This is a genomic window from Klebsiella sp. GFKo11, from assembly GCF_056490265.1.
In genome coordinates this window covers 42,493-62,070 of record NZ_CM151369.1, presented here as the reverse complement: position 1 = coordinate 62,070, position 19,578 = coordinate 42,493, and the positions used below count along the sequence as shown (strand labels likewise).

Sequence of the window (19,578 nt, the reverse complement as noted above, 5' to 3'; positions counted from 1 at the left end):
CGCGCGTTAAGTCAGGTAGTTTAGCCCGCTTGCCGTTCGCTGTCTGCCGGGAAGCTTAGTGAGAGCTGATGGTGGTGCGTTTCCCCCGCCGCCAGCCACTCAATGCCGCGCTTATGGATTATTTGCCCATCAAAATGGGGATCGTCGGTGGTGCCGTTGAGCGGCTCCACGCACAGCAGATCCGCACCAGGAACGCCCCATAGCGCCAGCCATTTCTGGCTGCCGGAAAAGGCGATTTGTTCCCAGCCATCCGGGGAGCAGACCGCCCAGCGATTACCCTCTCCCAGCGCAAAATAGACCGCGCCTCCGGCAAAGCTATCCGGCGACAAGATAAACGCCGAGACGTCCGGCGCGTCGTCGGGGATCGCCAGCGTGCGCCGCACCGTCGCAAAGGGACCCGCACAGACGCGATCGAAACGCACCTGCCAGCCCGGCTCGCGGGCAATCGGCAGCGCGAAGCCGGGATGCCAGCCCAGCGAGTAGCCCCAGGGCTGGCTGTCCTCGTTAATCACCGCCCAGTCTACGCTGATGCCATCGTCATTTAGCCGCCACGTCAGGCGTATGCGCCACGCAAACGGCCAGACCTCGCGCGTTTCAGCGGTGTCGGAGGCCTCAAGGATCAGATGAGTGGCGTCCTGCGACACGCAGGTGAACGTCTGGTGGCGCAGAAATCCGTGCGCGGTAAGTGGAAAAAAACGCTCGCCCTGCCATAAGCCATTGTGGATGAGCTGCCCCACAACAGGAAACAGCTGCGTCGCCGAGTTGTTCCATACTCCCGCCTGCGGTTGCCATATCCAGCTGCGCTGGCGATGGTTATCCCACAGCTCGCTTAGCTCCGCGCCAACAGCCTGCACCACCATACGGAAACGCGCATTTTCCAGACGCCACTCCATGTGATTCTCCTAAGCCGTGCGCAGCAGCAGCCGCGTCTGATAGACCATCGCCCGATGCTTGTCGCCGGTAAACAGGCGGTCAATCAGCGTGAAGATATCAGCCTCATCAATCACTTTATCCTCAGCAAGGTCCAGCGTCTGTGAATCGCTGTTGCGCATGAGGAACGCCAGCGCTTCCGCGACGCCCGGATGCCCGCAGGTATAACCCGCCGTTGATTCCTGCTGGCACACAACGAACTGCTGGTCGCGTTCGGGCGACAGAGATCCCAGGTCGAAACGCGTATACAGATCCGGCGGCGCATCATGCTGGCGCATCACTGGGATTATCGCGCTGGCATAATGCTGAGATAGCGCGCTATCGGTGACGGGGTGCAATTGCCGCGGATCGTTTTTGACATCGAACAGCTTGTCGCCAAAGCGCCACGGGTTGAGATAGCCGAAGGTGGCAGGGATCTGCATCACCTGCACGCCCTGGGTGAAATCAAAGCCGGGGTGAATACGAATATCTTTCAGCTCGTCGATTTTAAACGGGCTGTCGATGCGCGTTGGCATCAGCGTGTATTCGTACAAATGCGCTTTATCCTGCTCGCGCGGGCAGCGCATATAGACGTAATCGCCGTCGGTGATATTGATATGCCCGCCAAAATAGCCGAACAACGCGTAGTCGCGAATGGCTTCATCGCGCTCAACCGCCGGGCGCAGCGGCTGCCCGGTCATGGTTGCCGGGCGCGGGACGTCAAAGTACTCCAGCAGCGTCGCCGGGATATCAATGGTCTGGGCCAGCGCCTGGCGCCGCACGCCTTCAGCCTGGCAGCGCGGGTCGCGAATAAAGAACGGCGTATTGGCGATTTCGTTATACACCGGCATGATATTTTTGCCCCACCACTGATGTTCGCCCAGCAGGAAGCCGTGATCGGTGCAGACGATAAACAGCGTATCGTCCCACAGGTCCAGCGCCTTGAGCTTATCCATCACCTGACCGAGATAGTCGTCGCACATGGTGATCAGCGCCTGGTAGAACTTGCGCACCTTGTCGTCGTCTTCACCGCCCGGCGCGCCGCAGTAGTAAGGCACCCAGCCGTCAAAGTCACCCGGTTTGCAGCCATACTGCGCGAGGTATTTTTCCGGGACGAAGAACGGTTCATGCGGGTCGAAACACTCAATTTGCAGGAACCAGTTTTCCTGGTCCCGGTTGGTTTCAAGGAACTCCATCCCGGCGCTGATGGTGCGATGGGTAAAGTGCTCCTCTTGCGTCGGCATCGCCGTGCGGTTGATTAAGTCCTGGGTCATGCGCCCTGCGCGGCGGCGGCGGGTCTCTTCATCTTCATTGCCCTGCCACTGGATCAGCGGCTTCTCCACCTGGCCTTTCCAGCAGTCTCCCTCCTGACCGCGAATAAATTCGAACGTCGAGTAGCGGGTATGGTAGGTGGCGCCGCCGTCGCGCCAGTAGTGTTTATGGTCGGTCACCATGTGCGTGTGGACACCGTGCTGGCGCAGGGCCTGCATCGCAGAGAAGTCGAACGGCTCCAGCGGCCCCCAGCTACGGTGCAGAAAGTTGTAGCGCCCGGTATGCAGCTCGCGACGCGCAGGCATACAGGGCATGCTGCCGACGTAGAAGTTGTCAAACTGCGCGGATTCCTGCGCCAGGCGCGTGAAGTTCGGCGTTATCGCATCCCCGCCGTAGGGCGCAAGGTGATTGCGGGTCAGGGTGTCAAACATCAACATAACTGCTTTCATAAGACTGCTCTCTTTATGAACCGATAAATTCTTCGACTTCGTTTTTAATCAGCGTCACATGTGGGCCATAAACCACCTGTACGCCCTGGCCGCGAATAAATGCGCCTTTACTGCCGAACTGTTTGAAATCATCCAGCTTGACCTTTTCCGCATCGTTGACGGTGATCCGCAAGCGGGTCGCGCAGCAGTCCACATCAACGATGTTGCCCCGACCACCCAGCGCCTCAACGATACCGGCGGCGCGATTGTCGCTTTCAACACTGACCGTCGACGTCTCTTCGCTTTCATCTTCACGGCCCGGCGTTTTCAACTGACGCCATTGAATGAGGAAGCGGAACGAGAAGTAGTAGGTGCAGAACATCACCGCGCCCAGCGGGAAGATGTAGATCCAGTTAGTTTTGGCATTGCCTTGCAGCACGCCGAAGAGCAGGAAATCCACCAGTCCGCCGGAGAACGTCTGACCAACGGTAATTTCCAGCATATGGGAGAACATAAACGCAAAGCCGGTCAGGACGATATGCACCGCGTAGAGCAGCGGCGCGCAGAACATAAAGGCGAACTCCAGCGGCTCGGTGATCCCGGTGACGAATGCGGTCAGGGCAGCAGAGAGCATCAGGCTGGCGACTTTCTTTTTGTTTTCCGGCTTCGCACAGTGATAGATAGCCAGCGCCGCGCCCGGCAGGCCAAACATAAAGTCGGCAAAGCGTCCCGCCATAAAGCGTGACACGCCGATGTAGTACTGGGTAACGGAAGGGTCGGCCAACTGGGCAAAGAAGATTTTCTGCGTTCCCTCAACCATGTGCCCGTTGACCATCGCTTCACCGCCGACGCTGGTTAACCAGAACGGCATATAGAAAATATGGTGCAAACCGAGGGGGATGAGGCACTTGAGGATCATGCCGTAAATCAATGTACCGACATACCCGGTCTTCTCAACGAGGATCCCCAGATGCGAAATCCCGGCTTGCACATGTGGCCACACCCAGAACAGCGCGACGCCAAGAAAGATGGCGAAGAAAGAAGTCATGATCGGCACAAAGCGCGAACCGCTAAAAAACGCCAGCATGTCAGGCAGCTGCGTTTTACCGTAGCGACTATGTACCCAGGAGGTCAGCAGGCCGCACATCACCCCGCCCAGCACGCCGGTTTGCAGCGTGGTAATCCCCAGTACGCTTGCCTGCCCGGCGGCGGCCAGGTTCTCGCTGGCCAGCGTGCCGTTCAGCAGCAACAACGCGCTGATGGCCTTGTTCATCACCAGAAAACTGAGTACCGCCGCCAGCCCGGCAGTGCCTTTGTCGCTACGCGCTAGCCCAACGGCAATGCCGACGGAAAAAAGCAGCGCCAGGTTGTCGAACACCACGCTGCCGCATAGGCGCATAACGGTAAAAATCGCCTGTACAACCTCGCCATTAAGAAACGGGTAGGTTGATAGGGTCACCGGGTTTGTGAACACGCCGCCAAAGCCCAGTAACAACCCCGCGGCGGGGAGAATGGCTATCGGCAGCATAAACGACTTACCCAGATTCTGTGCTCCAGCAAATAATCTGCTCATACGAATCCCTGATATTGGCAAATGAAGTTTTAGTTTCATGTTTATAGTGATTTAATGAAACTATTGTTCCGATCATTTGCGCAATTTGTCAACGCAGGACGCTGAAATAGTGACAGGCATCACCAAAAATTTTCGTCTGCGACGGAAGGGAATCATAAGCAACGCGAAGCCTGGTCATCCATACGATACAGGGATGACCAGGCACGCGATGTCAAAACGGGAAGGGGTTTTAGCAGATTGCTCGTCTGGAATTGCCCGGTGGCGGCTAGCGCCTTACCGGGCCTACGGGATACGCAAATGTCATTAAGCCCGCGACTTGTAGGCCGGATAAGGCGCTAGCCGCCATCCGGCAGAAATGCGAATACAATATCTAAAACAGGTTTGTCATCAATCTCGGTTTAATGGTCCAGATAGAGATAGCGCATCCAGCTGGTCATCCGCAGTAGCACTTTGCGCATCACCGAAACGTGGGTGAAGTGGTCGGAATAAACCGCCACCTGGGCGTAAATGCCGTCAGGTAGCGCGTCCACGGCGGCATTGGGATCGAGTTCGATGGTTGCCAGCACGCCGTCGGTACCCGGCGTGACCGTCAACGCTTGCAGCGTGCCCTGTGCCTGATACGTTCCCCCCGGCACCACCGGCAAAATACTGACCAGCTTGCCGTGGAAGACCTGTCCCGGCAGCGCGTTGAACACCGCTTCAGCATCGTCGCCCGCCTCAAGTCTGAGCAACGAATTTTGCCGGAACTGCGCCACAATCAGCCGTTTTTGCTGTGGGATAAACACCATCACCGGGCGCAGCGGCAGCGAGGCCGCATAGGTTCCAGGGCGAATCAAAACCTGGGTGATATAGCCGTCGCTAGGCGCACGCACGGTGGTCTGGTCGAGGTTATATTTCGCCTCCGCCAGCTGCGCGCGCAGGCTCACCACCTGCGACTGCTCGCCGTTAACCATGCTGTCGAGCTGACTCTGGATTTGCGCCTGCTCCGCGACCGATCCTTTCACCATCGCATCCTGGGCCAGGTAGTTTTGCCGGGCGTTATCGATATCACTTTCCGAAAACGGGTTTACCCGCGCCTGGCTGCCCTTCAGATAACGCTGATAGTCTTTATAGAGCCGATCGCGCTCCGCCGAGACGCGCGTGGTGTTTGCCTGGGCCTCAGAAAGCTGGGCTTTCAGCGTGTTGATGCCGTGAAGTGCGGTGACGAGGTCGGCCTGGAGCCTGTCGACCCGCGCCTGATAGCGTACCGGGTCGATGGTAAATAGCACTTCACCCTTTTTAACCCGTTGATTTGCTTTATCCGTGACGCTGCTAACCACCCCGGTCACCTGCGGGGTAATCGGAATAGAAATAACCGCTTTTTGCGCGGTAAAGGTGTAAGGATGGTTGTAGTTCATTAATAAAATAAGCGCGCTAACAATAAATACCCCGCCCAGCGCCGCAGTGGGAACCGTCCATTTATTTACCGGGATCTTGAATATTTTAAATATCGACCAGGCAATCGCCACGTAGGTTAAAATAATCAGCAGATCCATGAGTTATTTCTCCACCGAAGGGGGTTGGGCTGACGGTTGAAGACCGGTTATTCGCTGTTCGAGTGCGCTGACGCGCTGGCGAAGTTCGCTAATTTCACCCTCTTCTTCTGTCGCTTCAGGCGGCACGCCATCCCGCCGGTGCTGCATCCCCCAACCGCGTTCCGGTTGATAAAGCGTGGCCCAGATCCATAAGAACGGCCAAATGACGTGCAAAGTAAACAGACTCACCCAGCCCGCAACGTGAATCGCATCCGAGTGCGGGTGGTTGCGTTTCTTCGCAATCAAATAAGGGATGTCATGGAGAATGATGATTCCATAAAAAATCACCAGAAAAACGAAGATCAGAACGCCGAGCGCAAAATAATTGAGAAACATACTTTCCTCGGATTTACGCTAATTATTAATAGGATTTGTTTTGTGGCAGATAAAAAACGGCCGACAGATTGAGCATAATTCACCGATTTCATTTTCGCCATTGGCGACTAAAATGTTCTTTAGCGGATCGAGTTACTCAGTTACACGCTCTCGCGCTGAATGCGGCATAACCTGCCGGAGATCACACCAGGAGAAATCCAGATCAAAATATTTTGTGATTAACATCACAAATAAATAACAAACACTCAAAGATAATATGCGATGCACATCACACAAAACCCCTTAATTGCCTCGAAAATGCCCAGTTGTTGTTTTTTTACACATACATTTTGTGACAACGATCACTACATACACCTACCAGTCACCTATATTCATGTGATCTGTATCACACAAAAGTCCAGCGACTGGACAGCTTAACGATTCAGTGCCAGATTTCGCACTATCAAACAGGGTCCGGCTACCTCTGCCGCCACATTAACAACGAGCCTCGGGCTTTCAGCCTGCCGATAGCAAAAACAGAAGAAGGGGTGTTTTATGTCATCCGATATCAAGATCAAAGTGCAAAGCTTTGGTCGTTTCCTCAGCAACATGGTGATGCCAAATATCGGCGCGTTTATCGCGTGGGGTATTATCACCGCATTATTCATTCCGACAGGATGGTTACCGAACGAAACGCTGGCGAAGCTGGTTGGTCCGATGATCACCTATCTGCTGCCGCTGCTGATCGGTTATACCGGCGGTAAGCTGATTGGCGGCGAGCGCGGCGGCGTGGTCGGCGCAATTACCACCATGGGCGTGATCGTCGGTGCAGATATGCCGATGTTCCTCGGTGCAATGATTGCCGGTCCGCTAGGCGGCTGGGCGATTAAACGTTTTGACGTCTGGGTTGATGGCAAAATCAAATCCGGCTTCGAAATGCTGGTGAACAACTTCTCTGCCGGCATCATCGGGATGATCCTCGCCATCCTGGCGTTCCTCGGCATTGGTCCTGCAGTTGAAGTCCTGTCCAAAATTCTGGCGGCGGGCGTTAACTTCATGGTTGTCCACGACATGCTGCCGCTGGCGTCCATCTTTGTTGAACCAGCGAAAATCCTGTTCCTCAACAACGCCATCAACCACGGTATCTTCTCGCCGCTGGGTATTCAGCAGTCGCATGACCTTGGCAAATCGATCTTCTTCCTGATTGAAGCTAACCCGGGTCCGGGTATGGGCGTTCTGCTGGCATACATGTTCTTTGGTCGCGGTAGCGCTAAACAGTCTGCGGGCGGTGCGGCAATCATCCACTTCCTCGGCGGTATTCACGAAATCTACTTCCCGTACGTGCTGATGAACCCGCGCCTGATTCTGGCCGTTATCCTCGGCGGTATGACCGGCGTATTCACCCTAACTATCCTTAACGGCGGTCTGGTTTCTCCGGCCTCTCCGGGTTCTATCCTGGCCGTGCTGGCGATGACGCCAAAAGGTGCCTACTTCGCTAACATCGCCGCGATTGTGGCTGCGATGGCCGTTTCCTTCGTAGTTTCAGCCGTTCTGCTGAAAACCAGCAAGGTTAAAGAAGAAGACGATATCGATGCAGCGACCCGTCGCATGCAGGATATGAAAGCGCAGTCCAAAGGCGCAGCCACTCCGCTGGCCGCCGGCGATGTCGCTAACGACCTGAGCCACGTGCGTAAAATCATCGTGGCTTGCGACGCCGGTATGGGTTCCAGTGCTATGGGTGCAGGCGTGCTGCGTAAGAAAGTACAGGATGCCGGTCTGAGCAACATCTCCGTCACTAACTGTGCGATTAACAACCTGCCGCCGGATGTTGACCTGGTCATCACCCACCGCGACCTGACCGAGCGTGCGATGCGTCAGGTACCGCAGGCGCAGCATATTTCTCTGACCAACTTCCTCGACAGCGGTCTGTACTCCAGCCTGACCGAACGTCTGGTTGCGGCGCAGCGCCATACTGATAACGAAGAGAAAGTCCGGGACAGTCTAAAAGACAGCTTTGATGCGGCTGATACTAACCTGTTCAAACTCGGTGCAGAGAATATCTTCCTCGGTCGTAAAGCGGCCACCAAGGAAGAAGCGATTGTGTTTGCCGGTGAGCAATTGGTGAAAGGCGGCTACGTTGAGCCGGAATATGTCCAGGCGATGCTGGACCGCGAAAAACTGACTTCGACCTACCTGGGTGAGTCCATCGCGGTACCGCACGGCACCATCGAAGCTAAAGATCGCGTACTGAAAACCGGCATCGTGTTCTGTCAGTATCCGGAAGGCGTGCGCTTTGGTGAAGAAGAGGATGAGGTCGCTCGTCTGGTCATCGGTATCGCTGCTCGCAATAACGAGCACATTCAGGTGATTACCAGCCTGACCAACGCGCTGGACGATGAGTCAGTGATTGAGCGTCTGACCAAAACCACCAGCGTTGAAGAAGTTCTGACGCTGCTGAAAGCGTAACCTGTAGCCCGGACAAGGCGCGTCAAGCGCCGCCTCCGGGAAACGCCCACTCTCTCCTCATGCATGGGGAGAGGGTTAGGGTGAGGGAAAAGCCTCACCCCAGCCCTCTCAGGTAAAAACATTAATTGAAGGTTAATACTATGAAAGCATTACATTTTGGCGCAGGTAATATCGGACGTGGCTTTATCGGCAAACTGCTGGCAGACGCGGGGATAAAGCTGACGTTTGCGGATGTAAATCAGGTTGTGCTTGATGCCCTGAATGCCCGTCATAGCTATCAGGTTCACGTGGTCGGCGAAAATGAGCAGGTTGATACCGTTTCCGGCGTCGATGCCGTCAGCAGCATCGGTGATGAAGTCGTTGAGCTGATTGCCAGCGTTGACCTGGTCACTACTGCCGTCGGTCCGGTTGTGCTGGAACGCATTGCTCCGGCCATTGCTAAAGGTCTGGCTAAACGCAAAGCGCAGGGCATTACAGCCCCGCTGAATATTATCGCCTGCGAAAACATGGTCCGCGGCACGACTCAGCTCAAAGGCCACGTTTTTAACGCTCTGGCTGAAGAAGATAAAGCCTGGGTTGAAGCCAACGTCGGCTTCGTAGATTCCGCCGTTGACCGCATCGTTCCGCCATCCGCTTCCGCCACTCACGACCCGCTGGAAGTGACCGTGGAAACCTTTAGCGAGTGGATTGTCGACAAGACCCAGTTTAAAGGCGAGCTGCCGAATATCCCAGGAATGGAATTAACCGATAACCTGATGGCATTTGTCGAGCGTAAGCTATTCACCTTAAACACCGGACATGCTATAACCGCCTACCTCGGAAAACTGGCGGGTCACCAGACGATTCGCGATGCGATTCTCGATGAGAAAATCCGCGCGGTAGTTAAAGGGGCCATGGAAGAGAGCGGCGCGGTGCTGATCAAGCGTTATGCCTTTGATGCACAGAAACACGCAGCCTATATCCAGAAGATTATTGGTCGTTTCGAGAACCCGTATTTGAAAGATGACGTTGAGCGCGTTGGCCGTCAGCCGCTGCGCAAACTGAGTGCGGGCGATCGTTTAATTAAGCCGCTACTTGGTACGCTGGAATACGGCCTGCCGCATCTGAACCTGGTGAAAGGGATCGCTGCGGCGATGCACTTCCGCAGCGAAGAAGATCCGCAGGCGCAAGAGCTGGCGACGCTGATTGCAGAAAAAGGCCCTCAGGCCGCGCTGGCGCAGATTTCAGGTCTGGACGCGGCAAGCGATGTGGTGGCGGAAGCTGTTAACGACTATAACGCCACCAAATGAGGCAAGATCTGGCGCGGTCCGAACCGCGCCCATTACTACTCCTGTCAGATATGCAGGCAATAATGGAAGAAACACAGGCATTTGAAAACCGTGTGCTTGAGCGTCTGAATGCTGGCAAAACCGTAAGAAGCTTCCTGATCGCTACCGTTGAACTGCTGACGGAAGCGGTCAATATCCTGGTGCTTCAGGTGTTCCGTAAAGACGACTATGCGGTGAAATACGCAGTGGAGCCCTTGCTAGACGGCGAGGGGCCGCTGGGTGACCTTTCTGTACGCCTGAAGCTGATTTATGGCCTCGGGGTGATCAGTCGCGCCGAATACGAAGACGCCGAGCTGCTAATGGCCCTGCGCGAAGAGTTGAACCACGATGGTAATGAGTACAGCTTTACCGACGATGAGATTCTCGGGCCGTTTGGCGAGCTGCACTGCGTCGCTGCGCTGCCGCCGATGCCGCTATTCGACGATAGCGATGCGGAGCTGCTGGCAATGCAGAAACTGCGCTACCAGCAGGTTGTACGTTCAACAATGATGCTGTCTCTGACCGAGCTGATTTCTAAAATCAGCTTAAAAAAAGCCTTTCAAAAATCAACGCTCTGATTCGGTCTCTTGCTGGTCACACGTCGGCTGATAAAGCTGCCGATAATACTCCAGACGACGCAGAAACAGCTCCTCTTTGTCCGCCGGAATGTCTTGCGGTATATGCTGCAAACGCGGGGACTTTTTTAGATATTCCATAAAAGCCTGGCTTGAAGCCATAAAATCTACGGCCATATCAATAATACGCGGTACACCGTCGCCGATTTTCGCCATCACGCTCTCCTCTGCTCGGGGATCATCTTGTTAAGAATTAGCCAAAAGAAGGGATTTAGATGAGGAAAACGTGCTTAATGGCTGACAGGCTTCACAGAAATGAACATTCACCCACTCTGGTGGGAAATCCGTATAATATTCAAATTATTATAATTACTCACGCCGATTGTTATTGCGGGGAAAGTCGTGACGTTTTGATAAATAGCTACCCACAACGGAAGCGACAGCACATACTATAGTCTGATAACGCCCATTTCTTAATAGATTAAACCACCATGAAAGAAGTCGAAAAAAGTGAAATTAAGCGTCTGAGCGACCGTCTCGACGCCATCCGTCACCAGCAGGCCGACCTGTCGCTGGTTGAAGCCGCAGACAAGTACGCCGAGCTGGAAAAAGAAAAAACCACCATTGAGGCGGAGCTTGTTCGCCTGCGCGAAGTTCAGGGTCAAAAACTGAGCAAAGAAGCGCAGAAACTGATGAGCCTGCCGCACCGTCGCGCCATCACCAAAAAAGAGCAGGCCGATATTGGCAAACTCAAAAAAAGCGTGCGCGGGCTGGTTCTTGTCCATCCGATGACCGCTCTGGGTCGCGAAATGGGCCTCAAAGAGATGACCGGCTTCTCAAAAACCGCGTTCTGATCTTTTCGCTGCGAAAATCCCCCCGTAGCACTGCTGTTTGATCGGGCTACGGGATCGAGCAGTCTGCTGGTTTGGTAGCCCGGACAGATGCGTCAGCGCCGCCTCCGGGATCGGCCTTCGTATTGAAATCCTCTGCGCCATGCTTCCCGGTGGCGCTGCGCTGACCGGGCTACAAGTTCACAGCCGTCAGCGGTTTGGTAGCCCGGACAGATGCGTAGCATCGCCTCCGGGAATAAGTCGCCGGGTCAGGCATTCATGCCATGACCCGGGACTGCTTCACTCGCTTAGAACCACGCTTCAAACATGCCGCCAACGTTCAGCGAATCCAGCTGATCGTCTTTGGTGCCGTTGACCTTCGCAGTGCGCTTATTATCCACCTGACCGCCGGTCACGTAGAAACGCAGCATTGGGCGGAACTCTGGCCCCATACCGATCGCAATGTTCTGCGACAGCGTCAGCTTCCAGCCATGGTTGTCTCCGCCCTGATCGTAATCAACGCGCTGATAGCCTGCTTCCAGCCAGGTCGAATGCACATCGTTCCAGAAGTACATTGGACGGACAATCGCGCCGTAGTTTTTACGGTTGTCGGTGTCATCCTTGCTGTTGTCATAGTCGTGGAAGGCCAGCAGATATTCGATCTGCGCCTGCTGGGTAAACTTATAGTTGCCTTCGAAGCTGGCATAGATAGCGGTCAACCCGTCCGTTTTATTGTAAACGCTGTTATCCGAGTTATCGGAGTAGCGCAGGATAACCTTATTCACGCCGCTGTCATCGCTGTTGGTGTGGCTTAACAGCAGGCCGCCCTGCCAGGCATCGAGCTGCTCGTCGTTATCCACCGCTTTTGAATCAAAGCCGTAGTTGGCGTAGACCTCAACGTCGATCGGGCCCGCTTTGATATTGTGAGTTTTGGTGGTCAGCGCATAGTGACCATCATCGCCAGTGCCGGAGCCACCAGTACAGGTGATACGCGATGGGTTAGCCTCATCGGCCATCACTTCCGGGCTACAGGACTCCACCTGCGAGACCGCCGCCACGTCAAACTGTACGCCACCGATATCGAAGTTTTTCACCCCGGCGCCCTGACCGTCGTGGTTCATCCAGAAGTAGTCGTTGATCCCCTGTTGCGGACGTTGATGGAAATCGCGACCCGCCCAGATATAGGCGTTAGGGTTGGACTCCAGCACGTTGGTGACGCCGACGTAGGCTTTTTTCAGGTTAACTTCATCGCTCCAGTGGTCGAACATCACGTTGATATCCCAGATAGCGCCTTTGCTGCTCTTAAAGGCTTTAGTTATCTGGAATTCGCCGCCGTTGCCTTCGTTACCCAGACGACCGATTGCCGACGCGCCGTTATAGGAGCCATCCACGCCAACAAATTTCTGATCGCCGGTCTGGAATTGCGCGCCGTAGCGGGCGTAGCCGCTAAACTTCAGCCCGAACGGAACCGCCATATCCGGTGTCTGTGCGGCGGTTTGCGGGTTGGTCTCCAGATCCACCTTTTTCGCGGCGGCGGCGTCCATCTTAGCCTGACGGTCGGCCAGCGCTTTATCGACGGCTTTAGCCACAATGGCGTCAATTTGTTCCTGAGTAAAATCTTGTGCTAATACGGAAATTGGGCACAGCGCGGCGACGACCGCCATAGCTAATGGCAGCATTTTTACAGTTTTCATAATTATCTCGCTTTTAATAATTCATATATTCAGATAATAGCCATCCCGCTCTTGTTAATATCCAGAGCAAGTTGATTGTCAGTGATCTTATTAACTTATTTACTATACCCTAAATAATTCGGGTTGCAGGAAGGAGGCAAGTAAGTGAATCCCCGGGAGCTTACTTAAGTAAGTGACTGGGGTGAGCGAACGTAGCCAACGCACATGCAACTTGAAGTATGACGGGTATATTTAACGTTGATACAGATGAATAATCTCTTCTGAAAATTCGCGAGCCAGTAGAGAATTCATCAGATGGTCCTGGGCGTGCACCATAATCAGCGTCATCGGCTGACGCCCTTCCCCCTCGTCCTGCTCGATAAGCTGGGTCTGCATCTGGTGCGCCCTGCGGGCATAACCATCGGCCTCATTAAGGAGCAACCGCGCTTCATCTATATTACCGTTACGGGCACAATGAAGCGCTTCAAAACATAATGAGCGTGACTGTCCCGCGTTGACGATAATTTCCATTACCGCATCTTCTAATTCAATCATGTTATGTCCTGAGATCATTAACTTTATTATTTAAATAATGTGGTGAAAGTCCTTTTTCTGCATTATTTACGCTGTCATCTTAAAAATATATTCGTTTAATTATTAGCTAACGGTTTCAGCAACCGGTGCCGCGTTTTTTGCTTTTTCGACTTCAGTTTTCATTAAGGAGCGTTCGTAAGCGCGCAGGAATGGCAGATAGATAACCGCCGACATCACCATACAAATCACGCACATGACCACCGGGCTTAAGGTCCAGTTGGCAGCCCACGATGCGCCAATGGGAGCTGGCGTTGTCCATGGGGTCAGGGAAACGACCTGGCTCAGCCAGCCGAGACGCGTCGCGCCGTAAGCCAGCACGGCGTTGATCATCGGCACGAAGACAAACGGGATAAACATCATCGGGTTCATAATAATCGGCGCACCGAACAGAATCGGCTCGTTGATATTAAAGAAGCTGGGTACGACGCCCATTTTGCCAATGGTACGCAGGTGCGCCACGCGGCTACGCAGCAGCAGGAACGCCAGCGGGAGCGTGGAACCGACACCGCCGATTAGCAGGTAGTGGTCCCAGAAACCTTGCAGATAGACGTGGGGCAGAGCTGCACCAGCCGCCAGCGCCGCCTGGTTTGCCGACAGGTTGGCCATCCAGAACGGGTTCATAATCCCGGTGACAATCAGCGAACCGTGGATCCCGGCAAACCAGAAAATCTGGCACATCAGGACGGAAAGCAGAATCGCCGGCAGTGAGTCAGAGGCGGAAACCAGCGGCTCCAGCAGATGCATAATCGCCTGCGGCAGGATCATCCCGGTCTGCGCTTCAATAAACAGGTTCAGCGGATGCAGCGTCGCTATCACCACCAGCACCGGGATAAGGATTTCAAACGAGCGCGCAACGCCGGTCGGCACCTCTTTCGGCAGACGAATGGTAATGTTGTTCTGCTTCAGCCAGGCGTAAACGCGGGTGGAATAAATCGCGGTGATCAAGGCGGTAAAAATGCCCTGGCCGGAGAGGTACTGGGTGGAGATTTTGCCATCCGCATACGGCGCGGCAACCAGTAAAAAGGCCATAAACGCCAGCAGACCGGACATCACCGGGTCGAGCTGGAACTGGCGTCCCAGGCTGGCGCCAATACCGACAGAGATAAAGAACGTCATCACGCCCATGCTAAGGTTAAACGGCAGCATCAGCTGTTCGCGATACTGTTGGGAGAAATCCAGCCAGCCGCGGGCGAAACCGTTGGTAGTATCTGGCGAAAAAGGAGGGAAGATAAATACCAGCATGAAAGAGCCGATGATCATAAACGGCAATGCGGCAGTGAAGCCATCGCGAATGGCGATAACGTATTTCTGCTGCCCAAGGCGTCCTGCCAGCGGTGTAATTGATTGCTCGATCACGGCAATCATGGACTGATACAGAGAACTCATTTGCACACCTCTTAATGCGCCGCTTCTATCAGCGACAGAGCATAATCCAGGACGTTATCTCCCCGCTGCATCCCGTAGTCCATGGTATTGATTGGCTGGACCGGAATATTCAGGGAAGCGGCTTTCTCAGATAAAGTTTTCAGCATGTATTTCACCTGGGGGCCAAGAAGCACCACCTGGTACTGTGGAAACTGCATGTCAAATTCGGAAACACCATAAGCATCAATCTGCACCGGCAGGTTACGTTCCTTTGCGACATCGACCATCTTTCTGACCAGCATACTGGTGGACATCCCGGCAGAGCAGCACAGCATAATCTTGTACATCGACGACCATCCTCAAAATGTAAAAAGTTATTGCGTGGATGATTTGATATCAGACGGAAACCGGTTTCCATTTATAAAAAACAGAACTGTGATAACCGTCAAGATCTGTCAGCTATAGGGCTGATTAATTAGATTTGGCTCACATATTCCTGTGGTTTTTGCTACGTTTTTCCATGAAACGGAGAATCGGTTTCCAAATAAAAACGGAAACGGATATACTGCAGCTGGTTATTATTGAAGCGATTCAGGTCCAGGGATTTACAGGGATCGGACTGGCCCTGTCAGGGGAAAATGATGTCTACAATCAATGATGTATCACGCTTAGCTGGGGTATCGAAAGCCACAGTCTCTCGGGTGTTGAGTGGTTCGCGCGGGGTGAAGGAAGCCAGCCGACAGGCGGTGTTACAAGCGGCGGAAGAACTTAACTATCGGCCAAATATGATTGCGCAATCTTTGCTTAGTCAAACCACCGGCTGCATTGGCGTGATTTGCGCTCAGGACAATATTAATCAAACCACCAGCTACCTCTATGCCCTGGAAAAACAGCTCAGCCAGCACCAGAAACATCTACTGCTGCGTTTCGCAAATTCCCGCGGCAGGGTGATGCATTCACTGGAAGAGCTGACCTGCGGCCTTTGCGATGATGTATTGATTATTGGCGCACGGTTTCCACTAAATATCGACCGGCCTGACGTGGTGCTGATTGACTGCCTGGAAAGCGAAGGTGTGAACAGCATTCATTTTGACCACGCCTTTGCGGCGGAAACAGCCTGTAACTATTTGATAAGTCAGGGGCGGCGACAGATTGCGCTGATCCATCCGCAGGGCAGCGGTTTTGCCGATCAGGTGCTGCTTGGCTACAAGCACGCTCTGGAAAAGAGTTTCCTGCCGTTTAATCGCAACCTGATCTTTCTCGACAGCCATTCGCCTTCCGTGGCGGTGCAGGAGTTGGTAAACAACGCAACCACGCTGAATTTCAATGCATTGCTGGTGGCAAACGAGCAGCAGGCGCAGCTGGTGGTCCCGCAGCTCCAGGCATTCAATCGCGCGGTGCCAGAAAAAGTGATGGTGTTTAGCCTTGCGGGCTCGTTACAGCTACCCGGTATTCCGACCATTCCGGCGATTGAATATTCAATGGACGCAATGGCGAGTCGAATCGTCAGCTGGCTGACCGAAAAAACGCAAATGCTCGGCAGCAGCCCGCTGCGCGGGGATTTGATTATTCCAAACCGCTAATTACAACGCTTCGCCGCGGGCGCTACTGCGTCGGGCACTGAATGCCGCCGATCGCTTTCTGATAGGCGGCATCGTTGTTTTTATCCAACGCTCGCGCTGCGCTTTGCACGGCGACTTTATTTTCTGGTGACTCCAGCACGCGATTGGCAAATATCGTATCCGCCATGCCGCTGCTGGCAGGGCAGTTTTTCCTCACATCCTTCACTATCTGCTGCTTTTGTTGCTCAAACTTCAGTCCGGAGAGCGGTGCGGCTGTTGCCACACCAGGTAGCGCCAGGCAGATAGCCAACGACAGCGCAATACTCATTCTTTTCATCACGGATATCCTTATTTTTATTAAAGCGTTCCTCTAACTATAGACGCATTCCTGAGTGAGCCATTTTGCGTGCGGCTTTCCGCAAAAATGAAGCCGTTTCAACAGGTGAAATTTATCTTCCGTAGCGGCAAGCAAAGCGGATAAATCCCGGGTGCCCGCCGTCATTCGAGCGGGTACATTCCCGGCATTACGCTTCCAGGATGGCGAACCATGATGAAAAAAGGGACGACCTCAACACCGCATGATGCGGTTTTTAAACAATTTTTATCTCATCCCGATTGCGCCAGGGACTTTATCGAGATCCACCTGCCCGCTTCGCTGCGCCAGTTGTGCGATCTGCAAACGCTCAGGCTGGAGTCCGGTAGCTTTATTGAAGCCGATTTACGCGCCAGCTATTCCGATGTGCTGTGGTCGCTGAAAACCAGCGATGGCGATGGCTATATCTACGTAGTGATTGAACATCAGAGCACACCGGATGCCCATATGGCGTTCAGGCTGATGCGCTATGCGCTAGCCGCCATGCAGCGCCATCTGGACGCCGGGCACAAAACGCTGCCGCTGGTGGTGCCGATGCTGTTCTATCACGGCGCTAAAAGCCCTTACCCCTTCTCGCTGTGCTGGCTGGATGAGTTTGCCGATGCAATTGCCGCGCGTCAGCTCTATGCCGCCGCTTTCCCGCTGGTGGATATCACCGTGGTGCCGGATGACGAAATCATGCAGCACCGTCGCATAGCGCTGCTGGAACTGATCCAAAAGCATATCCGCCAGCGTGATTTACTTGGCCTGGTGGAAAAGTTAGCGGTGCTGTTGGTTAAAGGTTGCGCTAATGACAGCCAGATGAAAGCGCTGTTTAATTACATGCTGCAGTGTGGAGATGCGCCTCGTTTTGATGAGTTTCTTCACGAGGCCGCACGGCGCGTTCCTCAACATAAGGAGACACTGATGACCATTGCGGAAAGACTACGGCAGGAAGGGAGACAAGAGGGCAAGTTGGAGGGCAAGTTAGAAGGTAAACAAGAAGGTAGACAAGAAGAAGCGTTACGTATTGCCTGTTTATTTCTGGAGCAGGGGTTTGAGCGCGAGCTGGTACGGATGACTATCGGGCTCTCGGATGACGATCTGAATGCATTCCAGGACGCATCCCTCAAGATGGGGGAAAATTAATGACGATTGTAGAGAGGCTACGGCTGGAAGAGATACCACAGGAGTTACAACAAGAGTATTTGCTGGGATATCTGTTGGAATTTTACCTGAATTTTTATGAAGGATTTCAGGAAGGTAAACGAGAAGAGGCGTTACGTATTGCTCGTTCATGTCTGGAGCAGGGGTTTGAGCGCGAGCTGGTAAGGGTTGTTTGCCAGCTATCAGATGACGATATGAAGATGCTGCAAACTCAGGCCACAGCATCCTCAGCCAGATAATCGTCAGGCCGTTTTAACCCTACGCCGCGAATCCATGGCGATCAGCACCACCGAAGAGAGAATCAACAGAGTGCCCAGCCAGTCCGGGAGGGTAAACGTAATGCCGAGCAGCAGCAAAGAGAGCAAGGCGCTGCTCAGCGGCTCCGCGCAGCTAAGAATACCCGCCTTTGCGCCGCCAATCTTCTGCGCGCCGTTCAGGTAGAGGCTGAAGGTCAGCGACGTGCCGATAACCACCAGATAGAAAAATGCCAGCAGCAGGCTGCCGTTAACCACAAAATGGTTGTCCTGGCCGGCGTAGAACGGCAACAACATCGCGCCGCCGAGCAGCATGCTCCAGCCGACGATCGGCAGCGTGCCGTAGCGGGCAATCAGCGTTGAAGGATAAGTGGTGTAGAAGGCGGCAGCAAACGCCGAGGCGATACCCCAGAATAACGCGGCGGGGGAAATCGACAGCGTTGTCGGGTTGCCATGGGTGACCAGCAGGAAAGTACCCGCCAGCGAGGTACCGATAGCCGCCAGCACCAGCGGACTGGGGCGTGTTTTTCGGGCGATAGCAAACCAGGCGACGATAATCGTCGGCGACAGGAACTGCAGTACCGTCGCGGTGGCGGCGTTGGATTTCTCGATAGTCATCAGGAAGGTGTACTGCACGGTGAGCGCACCGAACAGCGAGAAGATCAGCAGGCTAATCGCATCTTTGCGGTTTTGCAGAACGCGAAATATTTTGTCGCCATGAACGAACGAGAGCATCAGAAGAATCAGACCCGCGAACAGCAGGCGCGTCATGGTCAGAAACGGCGATGACATCTGACTTTGCTGCATAATATATTGCGCACAGACGCCGGAACTGCCCCACAGCACGGCGGCTATTAGTACGTTCAGCATCCCTTTTTTGCTGGAGCCCATCTTTCCCTCAAGTGAAATATCGCAAAAGCGGCATCATAACATGAGCGCGTCCGGGCGGCGGGGCAGGAAATGGTAGTTGGAGTATTTGGTATGCTGGTTCGCTGCCATCGCGGCGAAAGAACCCAAGGTTTGGCTATGCGCCGCGTAATCTTGAAGCGAGTTAGATCCCGTCGAAAAGAAAATCCATTGATGCTTTAACGACCTCACGCTGGTGATTCAGATTACAGACTTCTTCACCCAGAACACGATGCGGGATACTGGCGAGTTCGTGGGTCATCACGACGTACTCTTCCCCTTCTACGGTGACAACCGGTGTTAAACGATCGGCACGCGGACCTTTATAATTTATCAGTGGAAACAGTGGGATCACGACCCGAGTATTACGCTTACCGATAATGTCACTTTGTACATCAAGGAGGTAAGGATACGCAGCAATTCGACCTGTATTTTTATAAACGTAATACTGCATAT

At 53.9% G+C, this 19,578-nt stretch carries 20 protein-coding genes; 7 read left to right on the top strand and 13 right to left on the bottom strand.

What is annotated here, in order from left to right:
- Positions 1 to 20 precede the first annotated feature (20 nt).
- From AC07P6_RS00285 to AC07P6_RS00265, 5 genes are all read right to left on the bottom strand, one after another.
- On the bottom strand, positions 21 to 893 hold the full coding sequence (locus AC07P6_RS00285) for an aldose epimerase family protein (protein ID WP_478315399.1): 873 nt from the start codon (positions 891 to 893) through the stop codon (positions 21 to 23).
- A gap of 9 nt (positions 894 to 902) precedes the next feature.
- Positions 903 to 2,630 (bottom strand): sulfatase, encoded by a 1,728-nt coding sequence (locus AC07P6_RS00280; protein ID WP_478315398.1) that lies wholly within the window; start codon positions 2,628 to 2,630, stop codon positions 903 to 905.
- Between the two features lie 13 nt (positions 2,631 to 2,643).
- Positions 2,644 to 4,182 carry a PTS transporter subunit EIIC gene (locus AC07P6_RS00275; RefSeq protein WP_304254369.1) on the bottom strand — a complete coding sequence of 513 codons (1,539 nt, stop codon included), beginning with the start codon at positions 4,180 to 4,182 and terminating at the stop codon, positions 2,644 to 2,646.
- A 398-nt stretch (positions 4,183 to 4,580) separates the two neighbouring features.
- A complete protein-coding gene (locus AC07P6_RS00270; protein WP_478315397.1) occupies positions 4,581 to 5,717 on the bottom strand; it encodes an HlyD family secretion protein in 1,137 nt (378 codons plus the stop codon).
- Positions 5,718 to 5,720: 3 nt separating this feature from the next.
- Positions 5,721 to 6,092 carry a DUF3302 domain-containing protein gene (locus AC07P6_RS00265; RefSeq protein ID WP_182235376.1) on the bottom strand — a complete coding sequence of 124 codons (372 nt, stop codon included), beginning with the start codon at positions 6,090 to 6,092 and terminating at the stop codon, positions 5,721 to 5,723.
- Positions 6,093 to 6,626: 534 nt separating this feature from the next.
- Between AC07P6_RS00265 and AC07P6_RS00260 the strand changes: the two genes are divergently transcribed.
- From AC07P6_RS00260 to mtlR, 3 genes are all read left to right on the top strand, one after another.
- Positions 6,627 to 8,537 (top strand): PTS mannitol transporter subunit IICBA, encoded by a 1,911-nt coding sequence (locus AC07P6_RS00260; protein WP_434661047.1) that lies wholly within the window; start codon positions 6,627 to 6,629, stop codon positions 8,535 to 8,537.
- A 140-nt stretch (positions 8,538 to 8,677) separates the two neighbouring features.
- Positions 8,678 to 9,826 carry a mannitol-1-phosphate 5-dehydrogenase gene (mtlD, locus tag AC07P6_RS00255; RefSeq protein ID WP_182235378.1) on the top strand — a complete coding sequence of 383 codons (1,149 nt, stop codon included), beginning with the start codon at positions 8,678 to 8,680 and terminating at the stop codon, positions 9,824 to 9,826.
- Complete coding sequence (gene mtlR, locus AC07P6_RS00250; RefSeq protein WP_181484358.1) at positions 9,823 to 10,422, top strand: mannitol operon repressor MtlR; 600 nt, start codon at positions 9,823 to 9,825, stop codon at positions 10,420 to 10,422. Before mtlD ends, mtlR begins: the two co-directional genes overlap by 4 nt.
- Here mtlR and AC07P6_RS00245 read toward each other — a convergent pair.
- Positions 10,411 to 10,635, bottom strand: coding sequence for a hypothetical protein (locus AC07P6_RS00245; protein ID WP_478315396.1), 225 nt, complete (start codon positions 10,633 to 10,635; stop codon positions 10,411 to 10,413). The two genes, mtlR and AC07P6_RS00245, sit on opposite strands and share 12 nt — an antisense overlap.
- Before the next feature lie 275 nt (positions 10,636 to 10,910).
- Between AC07P6_RS00245 and AC07P6_RS00240 the strand changes: the two genes are divergently transcribed.
- Positions 10,911 to 11,273: a YibL family ribosome-associated protein gene (locus AC07P6_RS00240; protein WP_181484356.1), complete on the top strand. Its 363-nt coding sequence runs from the start codon at positions 10,911 to 10,913 to the stop codon at positions 11,271 to 11,273.
- 284 nt (positions 11,274 to 11,557) lie between these two features.
- Here AC07P6_RS00240 and AC07P6_RS00235 read toward each other — a convergent pair whose 3' ends face one another.
- From AC07P6_RS00235 to AC07P6_RS00220, 4 genes are all read right to left on the bottom strand, one after another.
- Positions 11,558 to 12,943, bottom strand: a complete 1,386-nt coding sequence (locus tag AC07P6_RS00235) for a carbohydrate porin (protein WP_478315395.1) — start codon at positions 12,941 to 12,943, stop codon at positions 11,558 to 11,560.
- Positions 12,944 to 13,174: 231 nt separating this feature from the next.
- Complete coding sequence (locus AC07P6_RS00230) at positions 13,175 to 13,477, bottom strand: PTS lactose/cellobiose transporter subunit IIA (protein WP_478315394.1); 303 nt, start codon at positions 13,475 to 13,477, stop codon at positions 13,175 to 13,177.
- Between the two features lie 102 nt (positions 13,478 to 13,579).
- Entirely contained in the window at positions 13,580 to 14,902 is a 1,323-nt protein-coding gene (locus AC07P6_RS00225; RefSeq protein ID WP_110275974.1) for a PTS sugar transporter subunit IIC, read from the bottom strand.
- Positions 14,903 to 14,913: 11 nt separating this feature from the next.
- Positions 14,914 to 15,228: a PTS sugar transporter subunit IIB gene (locus AC07P6_RS00220; RefSeq protein WP_085045337.1), complete on the bottom strand. Its 315-nt coding sequence runs from the start codon at positions 15,226 to 15,228 to the stop codon at positions 14,914 to 14,916.
- Positions 15,229 to 15,522: 294 nt separating this feature from the next.
- Here AC07P6_RS00220 and AC07P6_RS00215 point away from each other — a divergent pair, with 294 nt between their 5' ends.
- Entirely contained in the window at positions 15,523 to 16,464 is a 942-nt protein-coding gene (locus AC07P6_RS00215; RefSeq protein ID WP_182240580.1) for a LacI family DNA-binding transcriptional regulator, read from the top strand.
- A gap of 22 nt (positions 16,465 to 16,486) precedes the next feature.
- On the opposite strand, the gene AC07P6_RS00210 is transcribed toward AC07P6_RS00215, so the two are convergent.
- Complete coding sequence (locus AC07P6_RS00210) at positions 16,487 to 16,780, bottom strand: YicS family protein (RefSeq protein WP_478315393.1); 294 nt, start codon at positions 16,778 to 16,780, stop codon at positions 16,487 to 16,489.
- A gap of 213 nt (positions 16,781 to 16,993) precedes the next feature.
- Here AC07P6_RS00210 and AC07P6_RS00205 point away from each other — a divergent pair, with 213 nt between their 5' ends.
- Together AC07P6_RS00205 and AC07P6_RS00200 are read left to right on the top strand one after the other, a co-directional pair.
- Entirely contained in the window at positions 16,994 to 17,944 is a 951-nt protein-coding gene (locus tag AC07P6_RS00205) for an Rpn family recombination-promoting nuclease/putative transposase (protein ID WP_478317116.1), read from the top strand.
- Positions 17,944 to 18,201 (top strand): hypothetical protein, encoded by a 258-nt coding sequence (locus AC07P6_RS00200; RefSeq protein WP_478315392.1) that lies wholly within the window; start codon positions 17,944 to 17,946, stop codon positions 18,199 to 18,201. Before AC07P6_RS00205 ends, AC07P6_RS00200 begins: the two co-directional genes overlap by 1 nt.
- Positions 18,202 to 18,204: 3 nt before the next feature.
- Here the strand turns inward: AC07P6_RS00200 and AC07P6_RS00195 are convergent, their stop codons facing one another.
- Both AC07P6_RS00195 and AC07P6_RS00190 read right to left on the bottom strand, forming a co-directional pair.
- Positions 18,205 to 19,107 carry a carboxylate/amino acid/amine transporter gene (locus AC07P6_RS00195; RefSeq protein ID WP_181484352.1) on the bottom strand — a complete coding sequence of 301 codons (903 nt, stop codon included), beginning with the start codon at positions 19,105 to 19,107 and terminating at the stop codon, positions 18,205 to 18,207.
- A 160-nt stretch (positions 19,108 to 19,267) separates the two neighbouring features.
- Positions 19,268 to 19,576 carry a CcdB family protein gene (locus AC07P6_RS00190; RefSeq protein WP_139538430.1) on the bottom strand — a complete coding sequence of 103 codons (309 nt, stop codon included), beginning with the start codon at positions 19,574 to 19,576 and terminating at the stop codon, positions 19,268 to 19,270.
- Between the last annotated feature and the right edge of the window lie 2 nt (positions 19,577 to 19,578).

Coding starts and splice junctions, on each gene's coding strand:
- AC07P6_RS00275 (WP_304254369.1), bottom strand. CDS start 4,182: ATGAGCAGATTATTTGCTGGAGCACAGAATCTGGGTAAGTCGTTTATG.
- AC07P6_RS00205 (WP_478317116.1), top strand. CDS start 16,994: ATGAAAAAAGGGACGACCTCAACACCGCATGATGCGGTTTTTAAACAA.
- AC07P6_RS00230 (WP_478315394.1), bottom strand. CDS start 13,477: ATGATTGAATTAGAAGATGCGGTAATGGAAATTATCGTCAACGCGGGA.
- AC07P6_RS00225 (WP_110275974.1), bottom strand. CDS start 14,902: ATGAGTTCTCTGTATCAGTCCATGATTGCCGTGATCGAGCAATCAATT.
- AC07P6_RS00220 (WP_085045337.1), bottom strand. CDS start 15,228: ATGTACAAGATTATGCTGTGCTGCTCTGCCGGGATGTCCACCAGTATG.
- AC07P6_RS00270 (WP_478315397.1), bottom strand. CDS start 5,717: ATGGATCTGCTGATTATTTTAACCTACGTGGCGATTGCCTGGTCGATA.
- AC07P6_RS00260 (WP_434661047.1), top strand. CDS start 6,627: ATGTCATCCGATATCAAGATCAAAGTGCAAAGCTTTGGTCGTTTCCTC.
- AC07P6_RS00215 (WP_182240580.1), top strand. CDS start 15,523: ATGTCTACAATCAATGATGTATCACGCTTAGCTGGGGTATCGAAAGCC.
- mtlR (WP_181484358.1), top strand. CDS start 9,823: ATGAGGCAAGATCTGGCGCGGTCCGAACCGCGCCCATTACTACTCCTG.
- AC07P6_RS00195 (WP_181484352.1), bottom strand. CDS start 19,107: ATGGGCTCCAGCAAAAAAGGGATGCTGAACGTACTAATAGCCGCCGTG.
- AC07P6_RS00280 (WP_478315398.1), bottom strand. CDS start 2,630: ATGAAAGCAGTTATGTTGATGTTTGACACCCTGACCCGCAATCACCTT.
- AC07P6_RS00210 (WP_478315393.1), bottom strand. CDS start 16,780: ATGAAAAGAATGAGTATTGCGCTGTCGTTGGCTATCTGCCTGGCGCTA.
- mtlD (WP_182235378.1), top strand. CDS start 8,678: ATGAAAGCATTACATTTTGGCGCAGGTAATATCGGACGTGGCTTTATC.
- AC07P6_RS00235 (WP_478315395.1), bottom strand. CDS start 12,943: ATGAAAACTGTAAAAATGCTGCCATTAGCTATGGCGGTCGTCGCCGCG.
- AC07P6_RS00190 (WP_139538430.1), bottom strand. CDS start 19,576: ATGCAGTATTACGTTTATAAAAATACAGGTCGAATTGCTGCGTATCCT.
- AC07P6_RS00285 (WP_478315399.1), bottom strand. CDS start 893: ATGGAGTGGCGTCTGGAAAATGCGCGTTTCCGTATGGTGGTGCAGGCT.
- AC07P6_RS00265 (WP_182235376.1), bottom strand. CDS start 6,092: ATGTTTCTCAATTATTTTGCGCTCGGCGTTCTGATCTTCGTTTTTCTG.
- AC07P6_RS00200 (WP_478315392.1), top strand. CDS start 17,944: ATGACGATTGTAGAGAGGCTACGGCTGGAAGAGATACCACAGGAGTTA.
- AC07P6_RS00240 (WP_181484356.1), top strand. CDS start 10,911: ATGAAAGAAGTCGAAAAAAGTGAAATTAAGCGTCTGAGCGACCGTCTC.
- AC07P6_RS00245 (WP_478315396.1), bottom strand. CDS start 10,635: ATGGCGAAAATCGGCGACGGTGTACCGCGTATTATTGATATGGCCGTA.